This window comes from Klebsiella michiganensis (genome assembly GCA_000963575.1).
Classification (GTDB): Bacteria; Pseudomonadota; Gammaproteobacteria; order Enterobacterales; family Enterobacteriaceae; genus Cedecea; species Cedecea michiganensis_A.
Genome location: CP011077.1, coordinates 2,683,903 through 2,699,240, shown reverse-complemented (window position 1 = coordinate 2,699,240; position 15,338 = coordinate 2,683,903). Strand labels below are relative to the sequence as shown.

General features: G+C 54.4%; 12 protein-coding genes, 2 tRNA genes and 1 pseudogene. 6 read left to right on the top strand and 9 right to left on the bottom strand.

Annotated features, from left to right (window positions below):
* Positions 1 to 4: 4 nt before the first annotated feature.
* Positions 5 to 1,294 carry an enolase gene (locus tag VW41_12540; GenBank protein ID AJZ89798.1) on the top strand — a complete coding sequence of 430 codons (1,290 nt, stop codon included), beginning with the start codon at positions 5 to 7 and terminating at the stop codon, positions 1,292 to 1,294.
* Between the two features lie 53 nt (positions 1,295 to 1,347).
* A complete protein-coding gene (locus VW41_12535) occupies positions 1,348 to 1,725 on the top strand; it encodes a camphor resistance protein CrcB (GenBank protein ID AJZ89797.1) in 378 nt (125 codons plus the stop codon).
* Between the two features lie 41 nt (positions 1,726 to 1,766).
* On the opposite strand, the gene VW41_12530 is transcribed toward VW41_12535, so the two are convergent.
* The 7 genes from VW41_12530 to VW41_12500 form a co-directional block, all read right to left on the bottom strand.
* On the bottom strand, positions 1,767 to 3,536 hold the full coding sequence (locus VW41_12530; GenBank protein AJZ89796.1) for an arsenic ABC transporter ATPase: 1,770 nt from the start codon (positions 3,534 to 3,536) through the stop codon (positions 1,767 to 1,769).
* A 19-nt stretch (positions 3,537 to 3,555) separates the two neighbouring features.
* A complete protein-coding gene (locus VW41_12525; GenBank protein AJZ89795.1) occupies positions 3,556 to 3,918 on the bottom strand; it encodes an arsenic resistance operon repressor in 363 nt (120 codons plus the stop codon).
* Between the two features lie 74 nt (positions 3,919 to 3,992).
* Positions 3,993 to 4,538, bottom strand: coding sequence for an RNA polymerase sigma 70 (locus VW41_12520; GenBank protein ID AJZ89794.1), 546 nt, complete (start codon positions 4,536 to 4,538; stop codon positions 3,993 to 3,995).
* A gap of 736 nt (positions 4,539 to 5,274) precedes the next feature.
* Positions 5,275 to 5,359: transfer RNA gene (locus VW41_12515), tRNA-Tyr, on the bottom strand.
* Between the two features lie 129 nt (positions 5,360 to 5,488).
* Positions 5,489 to 5,573, bottom strand: a tRNA-Tyr gene (locus tag VW41_12510).
* A 157-nt stretch (positions 5,574 to 5,730) separates the two neighbouring features.
* Positions 5,731 to 6,573 (bottom strand): formyltetrahydrofolate deformylase, encoded by an 843-nt coding sequence (locus VW41_12505; protein AJZ89793.1) that lies wholly within the window; start codon positions 6,571 to 6,573, stop codon positions 5,731 to 5,733.
* A gap of 63 nt (positions 6,574 to 6,636) precedes the next feature.
* Positions 6,637 to 6,993 (bottom strand): SEC-C domain-containing protein domain-containing protein, encoded by a 357-nt coding sequence (locus VW41_12500; protein ID AJZ89792.1) that lies wholly within the window; start codon positions 6,991 to 6,993, stop codon positions 6,637 to 6,639.
* Between the two features lie 213 nt (positions 6,994 to 7,206).
* On the opposite strand from VW41_12500, the gene VW41_12495 reads away from it, so the two are divergent.
* From VW41_12495 to VW41_12480, 4 genes are all read left to right on the top strand, one after another.
* Positions 7,207 to 8,115, top strand: coding sequence for a hypothetical protein (locus tag VW41_12495; GenBank protein ID AJZ89791.1), 909 nt, complete (start codon positions 7,207 to 7,209; stop codon positions 8,113 to 8,115).
* 81 nt (positions 8,116 to 8,196) lie between these two features.
* Positions 8,197 to 9,210: a response regulator of RpoS gene (locus VW41_12490; protein AJZ89790.1), complete on the top strand. Its 1,014-nt coding sequence runs from the start codon at positions 8,197 to 8,199 to the stop codon at positions 9,208 to 9,210.
* Between the two features lie 202 nt (positions 9,211 to 9,412).
* On the top strand, positions 9,413 to 10,321 hold the full coding sequence (locus VW41_12485; protein ID AJZ89789.1) for a UTP--glucose-1-phosphate uridylyltransferase: 909 nt from the start codon (positions 9,413 to 9,415) through the stop codon (positions 10,319 to 10,321).
* Positions 10,322 to 10,345: 24 nt separating this feature from the next.
* Entirely contained in the window at positions 10,346 to 11,686 is a 1,341-nt protein-coding gene (locus tag VW41_12480) for a UDP-glucose 6-dehydrogenase (GenBank protein ID AJZ89788.1), read from the top strand.
* 743 nt (positions 11,687 to 12,429) lie between these two features.
* Here VW41_12480 and VW41_12475 read toward each other — a convergent pair.
* On the bottom strand, positions 12,430 to 12,837 hold the full coding sequence (locus tag VW41_12475; GenBank protein AJZ89787.1) for a transcriptional regulator: 408 nt from the start codon (positions 12,835 to 12,837) through the stop codon (positions 12,430 to 12,432).
* 312 nt (positions 12,838 to 13,149) lie between these two features.
* A pseudogene (locus tag VW41_12470) lies at positions 13,150 to 15,330 on the bottom strand (transposase).
* Positions 15,331 to 15,338 lie beyond the last annotated feature (8 nt).

Sequence of the window (15,338 nt, the reverse complement as noted above, 5' to 3'; positions counted from 1 at the left end):
CACCATGAATTTTACGCTGGATAAAATTGTTGCTCGTGAAATTTTGGATTCTCGTGGCAACCCAACCGTTGAAGTTGATGCTTATACCGCAGAGGGCGTAATGGCGCGGGCGTCTGTTCCGTCCGGTGCCAGCACCGGCTCAAGGGAAGCCATTGAGCGGCGGGATGGCGATAAACAGCGCTTCAACGGCAAGGGTGTGCAGAATGCGGTGCATTCGGTCAACACCGAGATTCATCAGGCGCTTGTGGGCGTTGATGCTCGCGAACAGCGAGAGGTGGATGACATTCTGTTGGTGCTGGACGGCACGGAAAATAAGGCGCGTCTCGGAGCCAACGCCATTCTCGGTGTTTCTTTGGCCGTCGCACGGCTTGCTGCTCAGGTTAGCGGCCAGCCGCTGTTTCGCTATCTCGGCGGGCTGAGGGCGAACCTGCTGCCGGTTCCCTGCATGAATATTGTTAACGGTGGGGTGCATGCCCGTGGGCAGGGAGCGGATTTTCAGGAGTTTATGATTGCGCCGCATGGTGCGGCCAGCCTGACCGAAGCCGTGCGCCAGGGGAGCGAAGTCTACCAGGCGCTTCGCCAGATCCTGCTGGATAACAATCTTTCTGCAGCCGTGGGTGACGAAGGTGGATTTGCCCCGGCGGTGTCCTCTAATAAACAACCTTTGCAGTTTATCGTGCAGGCGATTGAGAAAGCGGGCTACCGGCCTGGGGAAGATATCAGCATCTGTATCGATCCCGCTTCCAGCGAATTCTATACCGAGGGTAAATACCACCTAAGAACGGAAAAAAGCACGCTTAGCGCCGAAGAGATGACGAGCTATTATGCCGAGCTGCTGAGTCAGTTTCCTATTGTGCTACTTGAAGATGGGCTGGCCGAGGATGACTGGGCAGGCTGGAAGCACCTGAACCAAAAATTGGGCAACAGGGTCGAGCTGGTGGGGGACGATCTCTTCGTGACTAACGTGAAATACATCCGACGTGGCATAGAAGAGAACCTGGCTAACGCCGCGCTGATCAAGCTGAACCAAATAGGGACTCTGAGTGAAACCTTCGACGCGGTGGCACTTTGCCAGCAGCACGGCTGGGGAACGTTTATTTCGCACCGCAGCGGTGAAACGACGGACAGCTTTATTGCTGACATGACGGTTGCCCTGCGTGCGGGGCACCTGAAAACCGGCGCGCCTTGTCGGGGTGAAAGGGTAGAAAAATATAATCAGCTGATGCGAATTGAACAGGCCTTAGGCACCGATGCGCATTTTGCCGGGCGCGGCGCTTTTATTCATAAAAGCTAAAAGCAAAGTTCTTATTTAACAACACTGTATCGTTTAGATCGTTTGAGGGAAATATGGTTAAACCACTGTTTGCAGTTATTGTTGGCGGCTCGGCCGGGTGTGTGATTCGCTGGCTTCTTGCGCTACGTCTGAATGGCCTTTTCCCTCATTTGCCCCTCGGCACGCTGGCGGTCAACCTGTTGGCCGGGTTGATTATCGGTGGCGCGTTGGCTTTCTTTCTGCGTCAGCCGCATCTGGACCCTATGTGGAAACTGCTAATCACCACCGGCCTGTGCGGTGGGATGAGTACTTTTTCAACGTTCTCTGTTGAGCTGTTTTCGCTGCTGCAGGGGGGGAATTATGCCTGGGCGATGGCGTCTGTTTTCGCCCACGTGCTGGGTTCACTGTTAATGACCGCGGTCGGTTTCTTTGTGATAAATGCCGTGATGTAACTTCTACGGACTCAGGCTGCCTGAGTCCGCTTTTTTAAGGTTTAGTTTCTCCCGTTCAGTTTCATCAGCCGTTCGATGCCCACCGGTTCTTCAGGCTGAAGCGGTATGAGGGCTATGCGTCTGGCGTGTACGCTCTGAATCTCCTGAATAATCGGTATTTCTCTGCTGGCCCTGGCCTTCAGCAGCGGAGACGAGGGCTGCGCGGCTGCGATGCTGTTGTTAATTATCCACGCCCAGGGCTCAATCGAGGCCCGTCGCAGATCGCTTTGCAGGTTAACCGCCTCCAGCATCGGGGTTGTTTCCGCCAGCGTGACGATAATCACTTTGGTTTGCTCCGGGTCCTGCAGCTGCATCATCGGTGTGAGATAACGCTCTTCAGTATTGCCCATCTGGCGCACCATCTCTTTGTGGTAGTTGCCTGAGGCATCCAGTAATAACAGCGTGTGTCCGGTGGGAGCGGTGTCCATAATCACAAAATGGTCATCCGCCTCTTTGATGATGCGGGAGAACGCCTGGAACACCGCAATTTCCTCAGTACAAGGGGAGCGTAGATCCTCTTCCAGCACGGCTCGCCCGGCGTCATCAAGATCTTTGCCCTGATTGTCCATCACAAAGCGGCGGTAGCGCTCGGTTTCTGCTTTGGGATCGATTCGGCTCACCGTCAGGCCGGGCATGGCATCGGCAAAGGTGTAGGAGAGATGCGCCGCCGGGTCGGACGTTGTCAGATGAACGTTATGCCCACGACTGGCCAACGCGACGGCCAGCGAGGCAGCAAGCGTGGTTTTCCCTACGCCGCCTTTGCCCATCGTCATCACCAGCCCTTTCCCCGCGAGACTTAATGTTTCCACCAGAGTGGAAAGTGGAGGCAACGCTGGCGCAGTTGCCTGTACTGGGATATCTGTGTGCGAGGGATGTTCATCAACGGGATTAAGGAGCGCTCTCAGGGCATTAACGCCCACCAGGTTGAATGATTTTAGCGGTAGCCGGGTTTGCGGGAGCTGCAGCAGATTTTCAGGCATGGCCGCTAGCGCTCTTTCTTCCCGGGCCAAAATACTTTGCGCCAGCGGATCGTGCTCATCCTGCTGTGGCGTGAGTACACCGTTAATGGCGAGGTGCTGGTGCTTCAAACCCAGGTGAGAAAGTTCATCGTGGGTGTGCGAAACCTCTTTCAGCGTGGAAGTTTGCGCGCGGGCGACCAGCACCAGCCGAGTCAGGTTTTCATCCGCCAGGGCGGCGACGGCATTCGCATATTGATGTTGCTGTTTTTCCAGCCCGACCAGCGGGCCAAGATTAGCGGTGGCGTCTGGATTCGCGTCCAGATAATTGCTCCATGCGCCCGGCAGTTCAAGCATGCGGATAGTGTGGCCGGTGGGGGCGGTGTCGAACACAATATGCTGATATTTCTCGCGTAATGCTTCGCTGGTCAACAGCGCAGTGAACTCGTCAAAGGCGGCTATTTCGGTCGTGCAGGAGCCGGAAAGCTGCTCCTCTATGCTGCTCACTACGTCCGCCGGCATGTGATCCCGCACCGGGTTAAGAACCCTGTCACGGTAAGCCTGTGCGGCGGCGAGCGGGTCGACTTCCATCGCATCCAGGCCCGGTACTTGCTCCACGGCCACGATTCGATGTCCGATCTGCTGATTGAATACCTGCCCAACGTTAGACGCCGGGTCGGTGCTCACCAGCAGCGTACGTTTCCCGCTGTCGGCCAGCCGGACAGCCGTCGCGCAGGCCAGAGAGGTTTTGCCCACGCCGCCTTTGCCAGTGAAGAAAATAAACTGAGGGATGTCAGTTAAGAAAGACATTTCCATGATTTGCTCCTGAGATGAATTAAGGCAGACGGGGGATGGTGCAGCAGCCGGGTTCAGCGCTGTGTTGTTCCCAGTCCTGGGTGAAGGGGATGTTTGCCCAGCGGGCCAGATCCACGCGGTCCGGGCGCTTACCGGCCAGGGCTAATGACCCATCGACCAGTACAACCGGCAGCACGCTGGAGCCTGACTCATTCAGGAGATGCTTCACCGTGGGGTTATTGATAAAGCTGGCGGGATTTTTAGCCAGATTGTACCGCTGGAGAGCGATACCGTTTTGCTTCGCCCAGTCGAGGTCGGCGCTCCACTGCAGATCGGTTTGCTGGACGTTTATGCTGCTCGTCGCGCAGCAGCCGGCTGCCTCATAAATTTCAATTCTGGCCATGTTGTTTGCCTCAAAAGTAAGCCACAAAGTGTGGTATTGAGGTAAACGAACGAGGAAAGAAAAAGATGCGAAAATTAATGCATTTTTTTATGGCAGCAGACGGGGGAGTGTTCATCCGCTTCAATGTCACACAGCTCAATTAGTTTTTGCTTCAGGCTTGATCTGGCGCGCAGCAGCCTGGATTTTAGGGCGCTCAGCGTCAGTTTGAGTTCGTCGGCAACGTCCTGCTGCGGGCGGCGATAAATATCGCATTGCTCAATAAGCCAGGCTTCACCGGCGGGAAGGGACTGGAGCGTTTCCGGCAGGCATTGCGCCAGGGAGGAAACGGGCTCGGCCAGAGAGGGCTCATGAATCAGTGACTCAGGGACTTCAACGAATGTTTTTCCCAGACGATGCTCATCAATCAGCAGGTTTCTCGCTGCGCGATAGAGCCAGGCTAACGGATAATCCATTTCGCAGAATGTTCCGGCATTATCCCGGGCCTTTAAAAACAGTTCCTGCAGCAGGTCTGCGGCTTTATCCGGATCGGCGGTTTTGGCTAACAGGAAATGGTACAGCTCGGCCTGATGCTGACGCCAGAAAGGGGTCATGCAGCGATTGAAGGTGTGTATATCAGGCATCTTATTTCCTCTGAATGAATACGGAAATAGCATAACGCAGTTTCGGGCGTGGCTGAAAGAGTGGCGGATAAAGTGGTTGAGGTGATGCGGGGGAAGGATGACCGCACAAGTGCATTCTCACTGGCGTGAGTCGAACCTTAGTCGAAGCTTCTCGTCCTTCCCCAACGGGAATCTGGCAGAGTGCGCAATTTTTTAGGTTTGGATGTGTTCTGGAAGATGGTGGCGGGGGAAGGATTATTCGTCGCTTCACTCCTCACCCTTCGGGTCGCTGCCAGCGGCAGCGCGCTCTCGCTATTGCTCGAGTCGAACCTTAGTCGAAGCTTCTCGCCCTTCCCCAACGGGAATCTGGCAGAGTGCGCAATTTTTTAGGTTTGGATGTGTTCTGGAAGATGGTGGCGGGGGAAGGATTATTCGTCGCTTCGCTCCTCACCCTTCGGGTCGCTGCCAGCGGCAGCGGGCTCTCGCTATTGCTCGAGTCGAACCTTAATCGAAGCTTCTCGTCCTTCCCCAATAGGGATCTGGAAGATTGTGCGAGTTTTGAAGTTGGGATGTTTTCTGGAAGATGGTGGCGGGGGAAGGATTATTCGTCGCTTCACTCCTCACCCTTCGGGTCGCTGCCAGCGGCAGCGGGCTCTCGCTATTGCTCGAGTCGAACCTTAATCGAAGCTTCTCGTCCTTCCCCAATAGGGATCTGGAAGATTGTGTGAGTTTTGAAGTTGGGATGTTTTCTGGAAGATGGTGGCGGGGGAAGGATTCGAACCTTCGAAGTCGATGACGGCAGATTTACAGTCTGCTCCCTTTGGCCGCTCGGGAACCCCGCCAGGGGTAGTGCTTTAAATTTTGAGATGGTGCTGGGGGAAGGATTATTCGTCGCTTCACTTTTCACCCTTCCAAATAAGTGAAAACATTGCTTCATCTCATCGGTATTACCACATCGCTGCGGTGAATAATGGTGGTGGGGGAAGGATTCGAACCTTCGAAGTCGATGACGGCAGATTTACAGTCTGCTCCCTTTGGCCGCTCGGGAACCCCACCACGGGGTAATGCTTGTTACTGGCCTGCTTCGCTGTGGAAGCGGGGCGCATCATATCAAATGAAGCGCCGCTGTAAAGCATTCACTTTGGGAAAATGAATCGTTTGCCGCTTTTTTACGCTGAGCGCCGTAAAGCTAACCAATTCATTTTCCGGGTGATTAAAGAATAATCGTGCGGTTGCCGTAGACGAAGACGCGCTGGGCCAGCACTTCGTAGAGGGCGCGGCTTAGTACATTTTTCTCTACGTCACGCCCGGCACGCATCATGTCATCGGCGGTGTAGGTGTGATCGACGTGAATCACGTCCTGCATGATGATTGGGCCTTCATCCAGATTATCATTAACGTAATGCGCGGTAGCGCCGATAATCTTCACACCGCGCTCGTACGCCTGATGATACGGACGTGCGCCGATAAACGCCGGCAGGAACGAGTGGTGGATATTGATTATCTGGTTCGGGAATCGGGCGACAAACTCGGGCGTCAAGACGCGCATGTATTTTGCCAGCACGACGTAATCTGGTTTATGCGCGTCAATGGCATCGGCCATTTGCATGTCGTGCTCTTCTCGCGTCATACCTTCGTGACTGACTAACTGGAACGGAATATCAAAACGCTCCACTAAGGTACGCAGGGTTTCGTGATTGCCGATGACGGCCGCAATTTCTACGTCCAGACCGCCATAGGTAGATTTCATCAGCAAGTCGCCCAGACAGTGGGCTTCTTTGGTGACCAGAATGACAATGCGGCGGCGACCGGCAGGCGTCAGCTCGCGAATTGAGCCTTCCGGCAGCGCGCTGTCCAGATCGGCCATCAGGGTGGTGTCGTTAAAAATGCCTTCCAGCTCGGTGCGCATAAAAAAGCGGCCGGTACGATGATCGACAAATTCGTTGTTCTGAACAATATTGAGTTCGTGTTTGTAGCAAATGTTAGTGATTCGCGCGATAAGACCCTTTTGATCGGGGCAGATTGTGCGGAGAACTTTACGTTGTAGTGCCTGCATGAAGAGATAAATCCTGTTGAACGGTGTTTGCGAAACAATAATGCTGTTATGCGGTGAAGGCTATCATCCGCAGCATTTTTTATATTTTTTCCCGGAACCGCAAGGGCAGGGGTCGTTACGACCGAACTGCGGGCGGATGCCGTCGATATAGTACCATTGACCGCTTTCCCTGACGAAACGGGAACGTTCGATTATCGCGCTTTGCTTGCCGTTTTCCTGAAAACGGGCAACAAAGCTGACAAATCCTTCGTTTGCATCTTTGCCTTCGGCCTCTTCATATATTGTCAGGCCAAGCCATTCCGTGTCACCGAAGGCGCTGGATATTTCTGATTTTAAAGACGGGCGACGGCAGCGCTCATGCCAGCTGGAAACAAGATAATCGGCATCCTGCTTCACAAAAGCGGTGTAACGAGAGCGCATAAGCTGTGACGGGCGTTGCGGATGCTGGGCTGCGCTTAGGTAAGGCTGGCAACATAAGCTATACTCCAAACCGCTGCCACAGGGACAAAGTTGCAACATAATATCTCCAGGAAAAAATAAACGACGCCAATAATACGACGGCAGCACTTATGTTAACTGAGCGGTGGCGTTGGCGTCACGGAGTGATTACCGGGGAAGATTGACCGAGGCGTGATGAGACAGGTAAAGATCGGCCTGGCATTAGGGTCGGGTGCGGCTAAAGGATGGGCGCACATTGGCGTTATCAATGCGTTAAAAAAAGCAGGGATTCAGATTGATATCGTGGCAGGGTGTTCCGTCGGCGCGTTGGTTGGTGCCGCCTATGCCAGCCAGCGATTGCCGGTGATGGAACGGTGGGTGCGGTCTTTCAGCTACTGGGATGTTCTGCGCCTCATGGATCTCTCCTGGCGTCGCGGCGGGCTGCTTCGCGGTGAACGCGTGTTTAACAATGTCCGCAAAATTATTCCAGAAACCGCTATCGAGGGCTGTGGCATGAGATTTGGTGCCGTGGCTACCAACCTGAGTACCGGCAGAGAGCTGTGGTTTACCGACGGTGACCTGCATCAGGCTATTCGCGCTTCCTGCAGTATGCCGGGACTGCTGTCGCCTGTTGCACACAATGGTTACTGGCTGGTGGACGGCGCTATTGTTAATCCGGTGCCCATTTCGCTCACCCGCGCGCTGGGGGCGGATATTGTGATTGCCGTGGATTTGCAGCACGATGCACATCTGATGCAGCAAGATCTGCTGTCGGTAAATATGACGCCCGCCGGGGATGATGGGCTGGCACAGCCTGCGTCCTGGCGTAGTCGTTTGCGGGAGCGTTTGGGGAAAATGACCCACCGCCGGGCGAACGTCACGCCGACCGCGATGGAGATCATGACCACCTCGATTCAGGTGCTTGAGAACCGCCTCAAGCGCAACCGTATGGCGGGGGATCCCCCGGATATTCTTCTGCAGCCGTTTTGCCCACAAATTTCCACGCTCGACTTTCACCGCGCGTCCGAAGCTATTGCGGCGGGGAGTCTGGCGGTTGAGAAAAAAATGGATGAGTTACTGCCGTTGGTTCGTACTCATGGTTAGGTCAATACTTAAACCGTTTCTGACAGGCGCTCGTTGCGATACCGTGCCACTATTGAAATATTGCCAGGCAGAGGAAAGCGCATGAGTTACCCGCTGGAAGGAAAACAGATCCTCATTGTTGAAGACGAGCCCGTTTTCCGCTCTCTGCTGGACAGTTATCTGACGTCGCTGGGAGCTGGCACGCTGCTTGCCTGGGATGGGATGGATGCGCTTGAGAAGCTGGGGCAATTTACACCGGACTTGCTGATTTGCGATCTGGCGATGCCGAGAATGAACGGACTTGAGCTGGTAGAACACATCCGTAATGAAGGTAACCAAACGCCCATTCTGGTTATTTCCGGGACTGAAAATATGTCCGATATAGCCCAGGCCTTACGGCTTGGCGTGCAGGACGTCTTGCTAAAACCCATTAAAGATCTTAATCGATTAAAAGAAACCGTGCTGTCCTGCCTCTATCCCGCGATGTTTAATTCCAGGGTTGAAGAGGAAGAGCGACTGTTTCAGGACTGGGATGCGCTGGCGCGAGATCCTCAGGCGGCCTCAAAGCTGCTGCAAGAGCTACAGCCGCCGGTCCAGCAGGTAATGTCGCGCTGTCGAATAAATTATCGCCAGTTAATTTCTGTCGATCAACCCGGGCTGGTGCTCGATATTGCACCGCTTTCAGATAATGACCTGGCTTTTTATTGCCTCGATGTTACCCGCGCCGGCGATAACGGTGTATTAGCGGCGCTGTTGCTCAGAGCATTATTCAACGGATTATTACAGGAACAACTTTCGCATCAAGGGCAGCGTTTACCCGAACTGGGTAATTTACTTAAACAGGTCAATCAGCTATTGCGTCAGGCAAACCTGAACGGACAATTCCCGCTCATTGTTGGTTATTATCACAGCGGATTAAAAAACCTCATTCTGGTCTCAGCCGGGCTTAATGCAACATTAAATACCGGAGAGCATCAAATTCAGGTCAGCAACGGGGTGCCGCTGGGCACGCTGGGCAACGCTTACCTCAATCAAATCAGCCAGCGGTGCGAAGCCTGGCAATGTCAGGTGTGGGGTTCAGGCGGGCGTTTACGGCTGATGCTGTCTGCAGAATAAACAACGGAACAACTGATTACATTTAGCTTTTTTCCTGGAACCCGGGCGGTGGTAATATCGCGACCAACCTAATCGTATTTGTCTTAAATTAGCCGCTGCCGGAGTAAACGGGGGGCGGTTTTTGTTTTTAAGCTGATATACTCAACCGCGTTTTTAAATTGACGACAAGTGTGAAACTTGAACAGTCCTGGAGGTTTTTTCAATGGCTGCCATTAATTCTAAAGTAAGAAAAGCTGTTATCCCGGTTGCGGGGTTGGGAACGCGTATGTTGCCGGCAACAAAGGCAATTCCAAAAGAGATGCTGCCGCTGGTTGATAAACCGCTGATTCAGTATGTCGTTAATGAGTGTATCGCTGCCGGTATCACTGAGATTGTACTGGTTACCCACTCTTCTAAGAACTCCATCGAGAACCACTTCGATACCAGTTTTGAACTGGAAGCCATGCTTGAGAAACGTGTTAAGCGTCAGCTTCTGGAAGAAGTTCAGTCTATTTGCCCGCCGCACGTCACCATCATGCAGGTGCGTCAGGGGCTGGCGAAAGGCCTGGGCCACGCCGTGATGTGCGCGCATCCTGTCGTCGGTGATGAGCCGGTAGCGGTGATCCTGCCGGACGTAATTCTGGATGAGTTCGAGTCCGACCTTTCTCAGGATAACCTGGCCGAAATGATCCGTCGCTTTGATGCGACCGGCAACAGCCAAATCATGGTTGAACCTGTTGCGGATGTGACCGCTTATGGCGTGGTTGACTGTAAAGGTGTGGCACTCTCTGCAGGCGACAGCGTGCCGATGGTCGGTATTGTTGAGAAACCTAAAGCAGACGTCGCGCCGTCAAACCTGGCCGTTGTGGGGCGTTATGTCCTGAGCGCCGATATCTGGCCGCTGCTGGCGAAAACCCCTCCAGGCGCCGGGGATGAAATTCAGCTCACCGACTCTATCGCCATGCTGATGGAAAAAGAGACCGTTGAAGCTTACCACATGAAAGGCGTGAGCCACGACTGCGGCAACAAACTGGGTTATATGCAGGCGTTTGTTGAGTACGGTATTCGTCATAACACGCTGGGTGCGGACTTTAAAACCTGGCTTGAAGCCACCGTAGGCGCGAAGAAATAAGTTAATTCAACGCAGGATGGTAAGATGAAAGTTACCGTATTTGGTATTGGCTACGTTGGCTTAGTCCAGGCAGCCGTGCTCGCCGATGTTGGGCACGATGTCATGTGTATCGACGTAGACGCAAAGAAAGTGGAAAACCTTAAAAAAGGCGAAATCCCTATCTTTGAGCCAGGCCTTGCGCCGTTGGTGAAGAAGAATTATGAAGAAGGGCGCCTGCAGTTCAGCACCAATGCTGAAGAGGGCGTCAACCATGGTGAAATGCACTATATCGCCGTGGGGACTCCGCCGGATGAAGACGGTTCCGCTGACCTCAAATATGTGACCGCCGTTGCACGCACCATCGCGCAATACATGGATTCACATAAAGTTGTCATCGACAAATCGACGGTTCCTGTTGGTACGGCAGACAAAGTGCGTGCGGTGATGGAAGAAACGCTGAAATCTCGCGGACTGGAAATCAATTTTGATGTGGTTTCTAACCCTGAGTTTCTGAAAGAAGGGGCTGCGGTTGCCGACTGTATGCGTCCTGAGCGCATCGTCATCGGTACGGATAATGAAGAGGTTATTGACCTGCTTCGTGAACTGTACGAGCCGTTTAACCGCAATCACGATCGTATGATTTTGATGGATATCCGCAGCGCCGAGCTGACCAAGTACGCGGCTAACTGCATGCTGGCGACCAAAATCAGCTTTATGAACGAAATTGCGAACTTGGCCGAACGCCTGGGGGCTGACGTTGAGAAAGTGCGGATGGGTATCGGCTCTGACTCTCGGATTGGTTATAGCTTCATTTATCCTGGCTGTGGCTACGGCGGTTCATGCTTCCCGAAAGATGTTCAGGCGCTGATTCGCACCGCGGAGCAGATTGGCTACACGCCTAAGATCCTGCAGGCGGTTGAAGAAGTTAACTATGCCCAGAAGCAAAAGTTGCCTGAGTTTGTGATTCGCCATTTCGGGCAGGATCTAAAAGGCAAAACCTTTGCGCTTTGGGGGCTGTCCTTCAAGCCGAATACCGACGACATGCGGGAAGCTTCCAGCCGGGTGCTGATCGAGGCGCTTTGGGAACGCGGTGCACAGGTGCAGGCTTACGATCCTGAAGCCATGGATGAAACCCAGCGTATTTATGGCCACCGCAGCGATTTAAGACTGATGGGAACCAAAGAGGCGGCCTTGCAGGGCGCTGATGCGTTAGTGGTTTGTACCGAATGGCAGAGCTTTAAGGCACCGGATTTCGATCTGATGAAGAAATCCCTGAAGCAGCCGGTTATCTTTGATGGCCGTAATCTTTATGATCCAGAAAGACTGAATAAGCGTGGTTTTGTTTATTACGCCATCGGTCGCGGTGCCTCTATTAATGTTGTCTAAATAACGTCCGCATTTTGTTATTTAACGCGACCGGCACGACAGCGCTTCCACAGAGCTTGTACGCTGCCGGTCACGTTTCCCTCCTCGTACTACCCGTAAGCTTTTAAATCCTCATCACAGCTTTTCTACACGGTATTTTCGCCCGTCTCGGGTACGCTTTGCTGACAGCCATCGAACAGTCCTTATAATCCGCGTCAGGATACAGGCTTGTGCTCGTTATTTAACCGCCTGCTCGCGAGGCAGGCATAACGGCAGGCCACCTGATTAAATGGCCAGGGCGAATATTCACGATTAAAGATGCAGGAATATACTTAGCCGAACCAAAGCGAGGCGAGGGCTTCTCACCGTGCCGAAGATAAAAGCAACGTAAGCCGTGCTTAATAAGCACGGGGAGTGAGATCTTTGGCCAGGAAACCATTTCCTCAGGCTATGATTCAACTCCAGATAGTAATATCTCATTTTTAGTTGATAACGCTTATGGAGTATATCGACTCCGGAAAAGGATTATCTTCACATCAGATAAATCAGTTTCAGGCTTAACCTGATGATTAGCGAGTGAAATTAACTGTACTAAAGGACAGGTATTGTATCTAAAGATATTGGCGATGGTTCATTAATAAAGAAACGTAAGCTGTTATATGATTGTTTTTCTGAGGTGAGGGAAGTTCGGGACATTAAACTGAGGGGCGTCAGAAATAAAAAATCCCGCCGGAGCGGGATCTTAATAAGCAGCACTGAGAGGATTACAGCAGGAAGTCTTCCAGTTTCTTACCTTGCTCATCCATTGCTTTCTTGATAACAGCTGGAGTACGGCCCTGGCCAGTCCAGGTTTTGGTTTCACCGTTTTCGTCGACGTACTGGTATTTAGCAGGACGCGCAGCGCGTTTCGCTTTACCTGCAGATTTAACAGCAGCAATGCTGTTCAGCAGTTCGTTAGGGTCGATGCCGTCAGCAATCAGCATTTCACGGTATTGCTGCAGTTTACGAGTACGCTCTTCAACTTCAGCGGCCGCCGCGTTTTCTTCTTCACGACGTTCGTTAACGACAACTTCTAATTTCTCCAGCATTTCTTCCAGTGTTTCCAGGGTGCATTCTCTGGCCTGGGCACGAAGAGTACGGATGTTGTTCAGAATTTTAAGTGCTTCGCTCATTGTAGTAATCTCAAACTTATTATTGGGGGGTGACGTTTGAGCTAATAATAGAGCGTTATATTAAGTTGTGCAATAGCCGTGAATGTAAGTAATTCAAAATTTGCTGATATATATGTGGCGTTTTAAATAGGGTCAACTTAATTTCTGGCCGGGAGACCACGTAAAATGGCACTTTAAGACTCAATTTTTACACAACAACCCTGACATCAAAAGGGTTTGCCACAGAGGGAAAAGATAGAAATTTCGCATTAATCATCAAATATCAACTCCGGGTATTAAGGGGAGCCCGCAGAATTCGGAAAAAATCGTACGCTAAGGTTTTCCGGGCATCCGTAAGGGCCGAAACTTCCCGTCTTCCAGTCTGCGGCTCTGCCGCCAGACGTAATCGCCGGTTAGGTTGATGTGCTCCCAGCCCAGCGGCGACAGGAATTGCAGCAGCTCGCCGTCCACCGGCTTGCCGGCCTCGACCAACCCCTGGGTGGCGCGTTCCAGGTACACCGTGTTCCACAGCACGATAGCCGCCGTCACCAGGTTGAGGCCGCTGGCCCGGTAGCGCTGCTGCTCGAAGCTCCGATCCCTGATTTCCCCAAGGCGGTTGAAGAACACCGCCCTGGCCAGCGAGTTGCGCGCCTCACCTTTGTTCAGGCCGGCATGCACGCGGCGGCGCAGTTCAACACTTTGCAGCCAGTCCAGGATGAACAGCGTGCGCTCGATCCGGCCCAGCTCGCGCAGGGCCACGGCCAGTCCGTTCTGGCGCGGGTAGCTGCCGAGCTTGCGCAGCATCAGCGAGGCGGTGACGGTGCCCTGCTTGATCGAGCTGGCCAGGCGCAGGATGTCGTCCCAGTGGGCACGCACGTGCTTGATGTTCAGGGTGCCGCCGATCAGCGGGCGCAACGTCGGGTAGGCTTGCACGCCCTGCGGCACGTACAGCTTGGTTTCGCCGAGGTCGCGGATGCGCGGCGCGAAGCGGAAGCCTAGCAGGTGCATCAGGGCAAAGACGTGATCGGTGAAGCCGGCCGTGTCGGTGTAGTGCTCCTCGATCCGCAGGTCGGACTCGTGGTACAGCAGGCCGTCGAGCACATAGGTGGAATCGCGGACGCCGACATTCACCACGCGGGTGCTGAACGGCGCGTACTGGTCGGAGATATGGGTATAGAACAGCCGTCCCGGCTCGCTACCGTACTTCGGGTTGACGTGCCCGGTGCTCTCGCCCCGGCCACCCGCGCGGAAGCGCTGGCCATCGGAGGATGAGGTCGTGCCGTCGCCCCAGTGGGCGGCAAAGGCGTGGCGATACTGGTGGTTGACCAGCTCGGCCAAGGCCGCCGAATAGGTTTCGTCGCGGATGTGCCAGGCTTGCAGCCAGGACAGCTTGGCGTAGGTCAGGCCGGGGCTCGACTCGGCCATCTTGGTCAGCCCGAGGTTGATCGCATCACCGAGGATTGCGGACAGCAGCAACGTCCTGTCTTTGGCCTCGGCCCCGTCCTTCAAGTGGGTGAAGTGGCGGCTGAAGCCCGTCCAGTCGTCCACGTCCATCAGCAGTTCGGTGATCTTGATGCGCGGCAGTAACTGGCTGGTTTGGTCGATCAGCGCCTGCGCCCGATCCGGCACCGCCGCATCCAGCGGGGTGATTTTCAGCCCTGACTCGGTGAGGATGGCATCGGGCAGCTCGTTGTCCTTGGCCAGGCGGGTGACGGTGGCCAACTGCTCGTCCAGCAGCTGCAAACGCTCTTCCAGGTACTGGTCGCTGTTCGGGTTGATCGCCAGGGGCAGGGCCTGCTCGCGCTTGAGTGCGGCGAACTTCTCGGCCGGCAGCAGGTAGTCGTCGAAGTCGCGGAACTGCCGCGAGCCCTTGACCCAGATGTCGCCGGAGCGCAGGGCGTTCTTCAGCTCGGACAGGGCGCAGATTTCGTAGAATTTCCGGTCGAGGCCTTCCGGGGTGATCACCAGCGGCTTCCAGCGCGGCTTGATGAAGGCCGTGGGTGCATCGGCCGGCACCTTGCGCAGGTTGTCGGCGTTCATCTCACGCAGGGTCTGCACGGCTGCCAGCACGCCTTGCGCGGCCGGCGCGGCGCGCAGTTCCAGCACCTCCAGCAAGGCCGGCGTGTAACGGCGCAGGGTGGCGAAGTTCTCGCCGACCAGGTGCAGGTGGTCGAAGCCTTCCGGCCGGGCCAGCAGCTCGGCCTCGCTGACGCTCTCGGTGAACTCGTCCCAGGGAATCACCGCCTCGATGGCGGCATAGGGGTCGCTGCCGCTTTCCTTCGCTTCCAGCAGCGCCTGGCCGATCCTGGAGTACAGGCGCACCTTGTCGTTGATCGCCTTGCCCTGCTTCTGGAACTGCTGCTGATGCTTGTGCTTCGCGCCGCTGAACAGCTTGACCAGGATGCGGTCATGCAGATCGACCAGCTCATCGATCACGGTCGCGGTGCTCTCCAGCACCACGGCGGCCAGGGTCGCGTAGCGGCGCTGCGGCTCGAACTTACCGAGGTCTTTGGGGGGAGCCC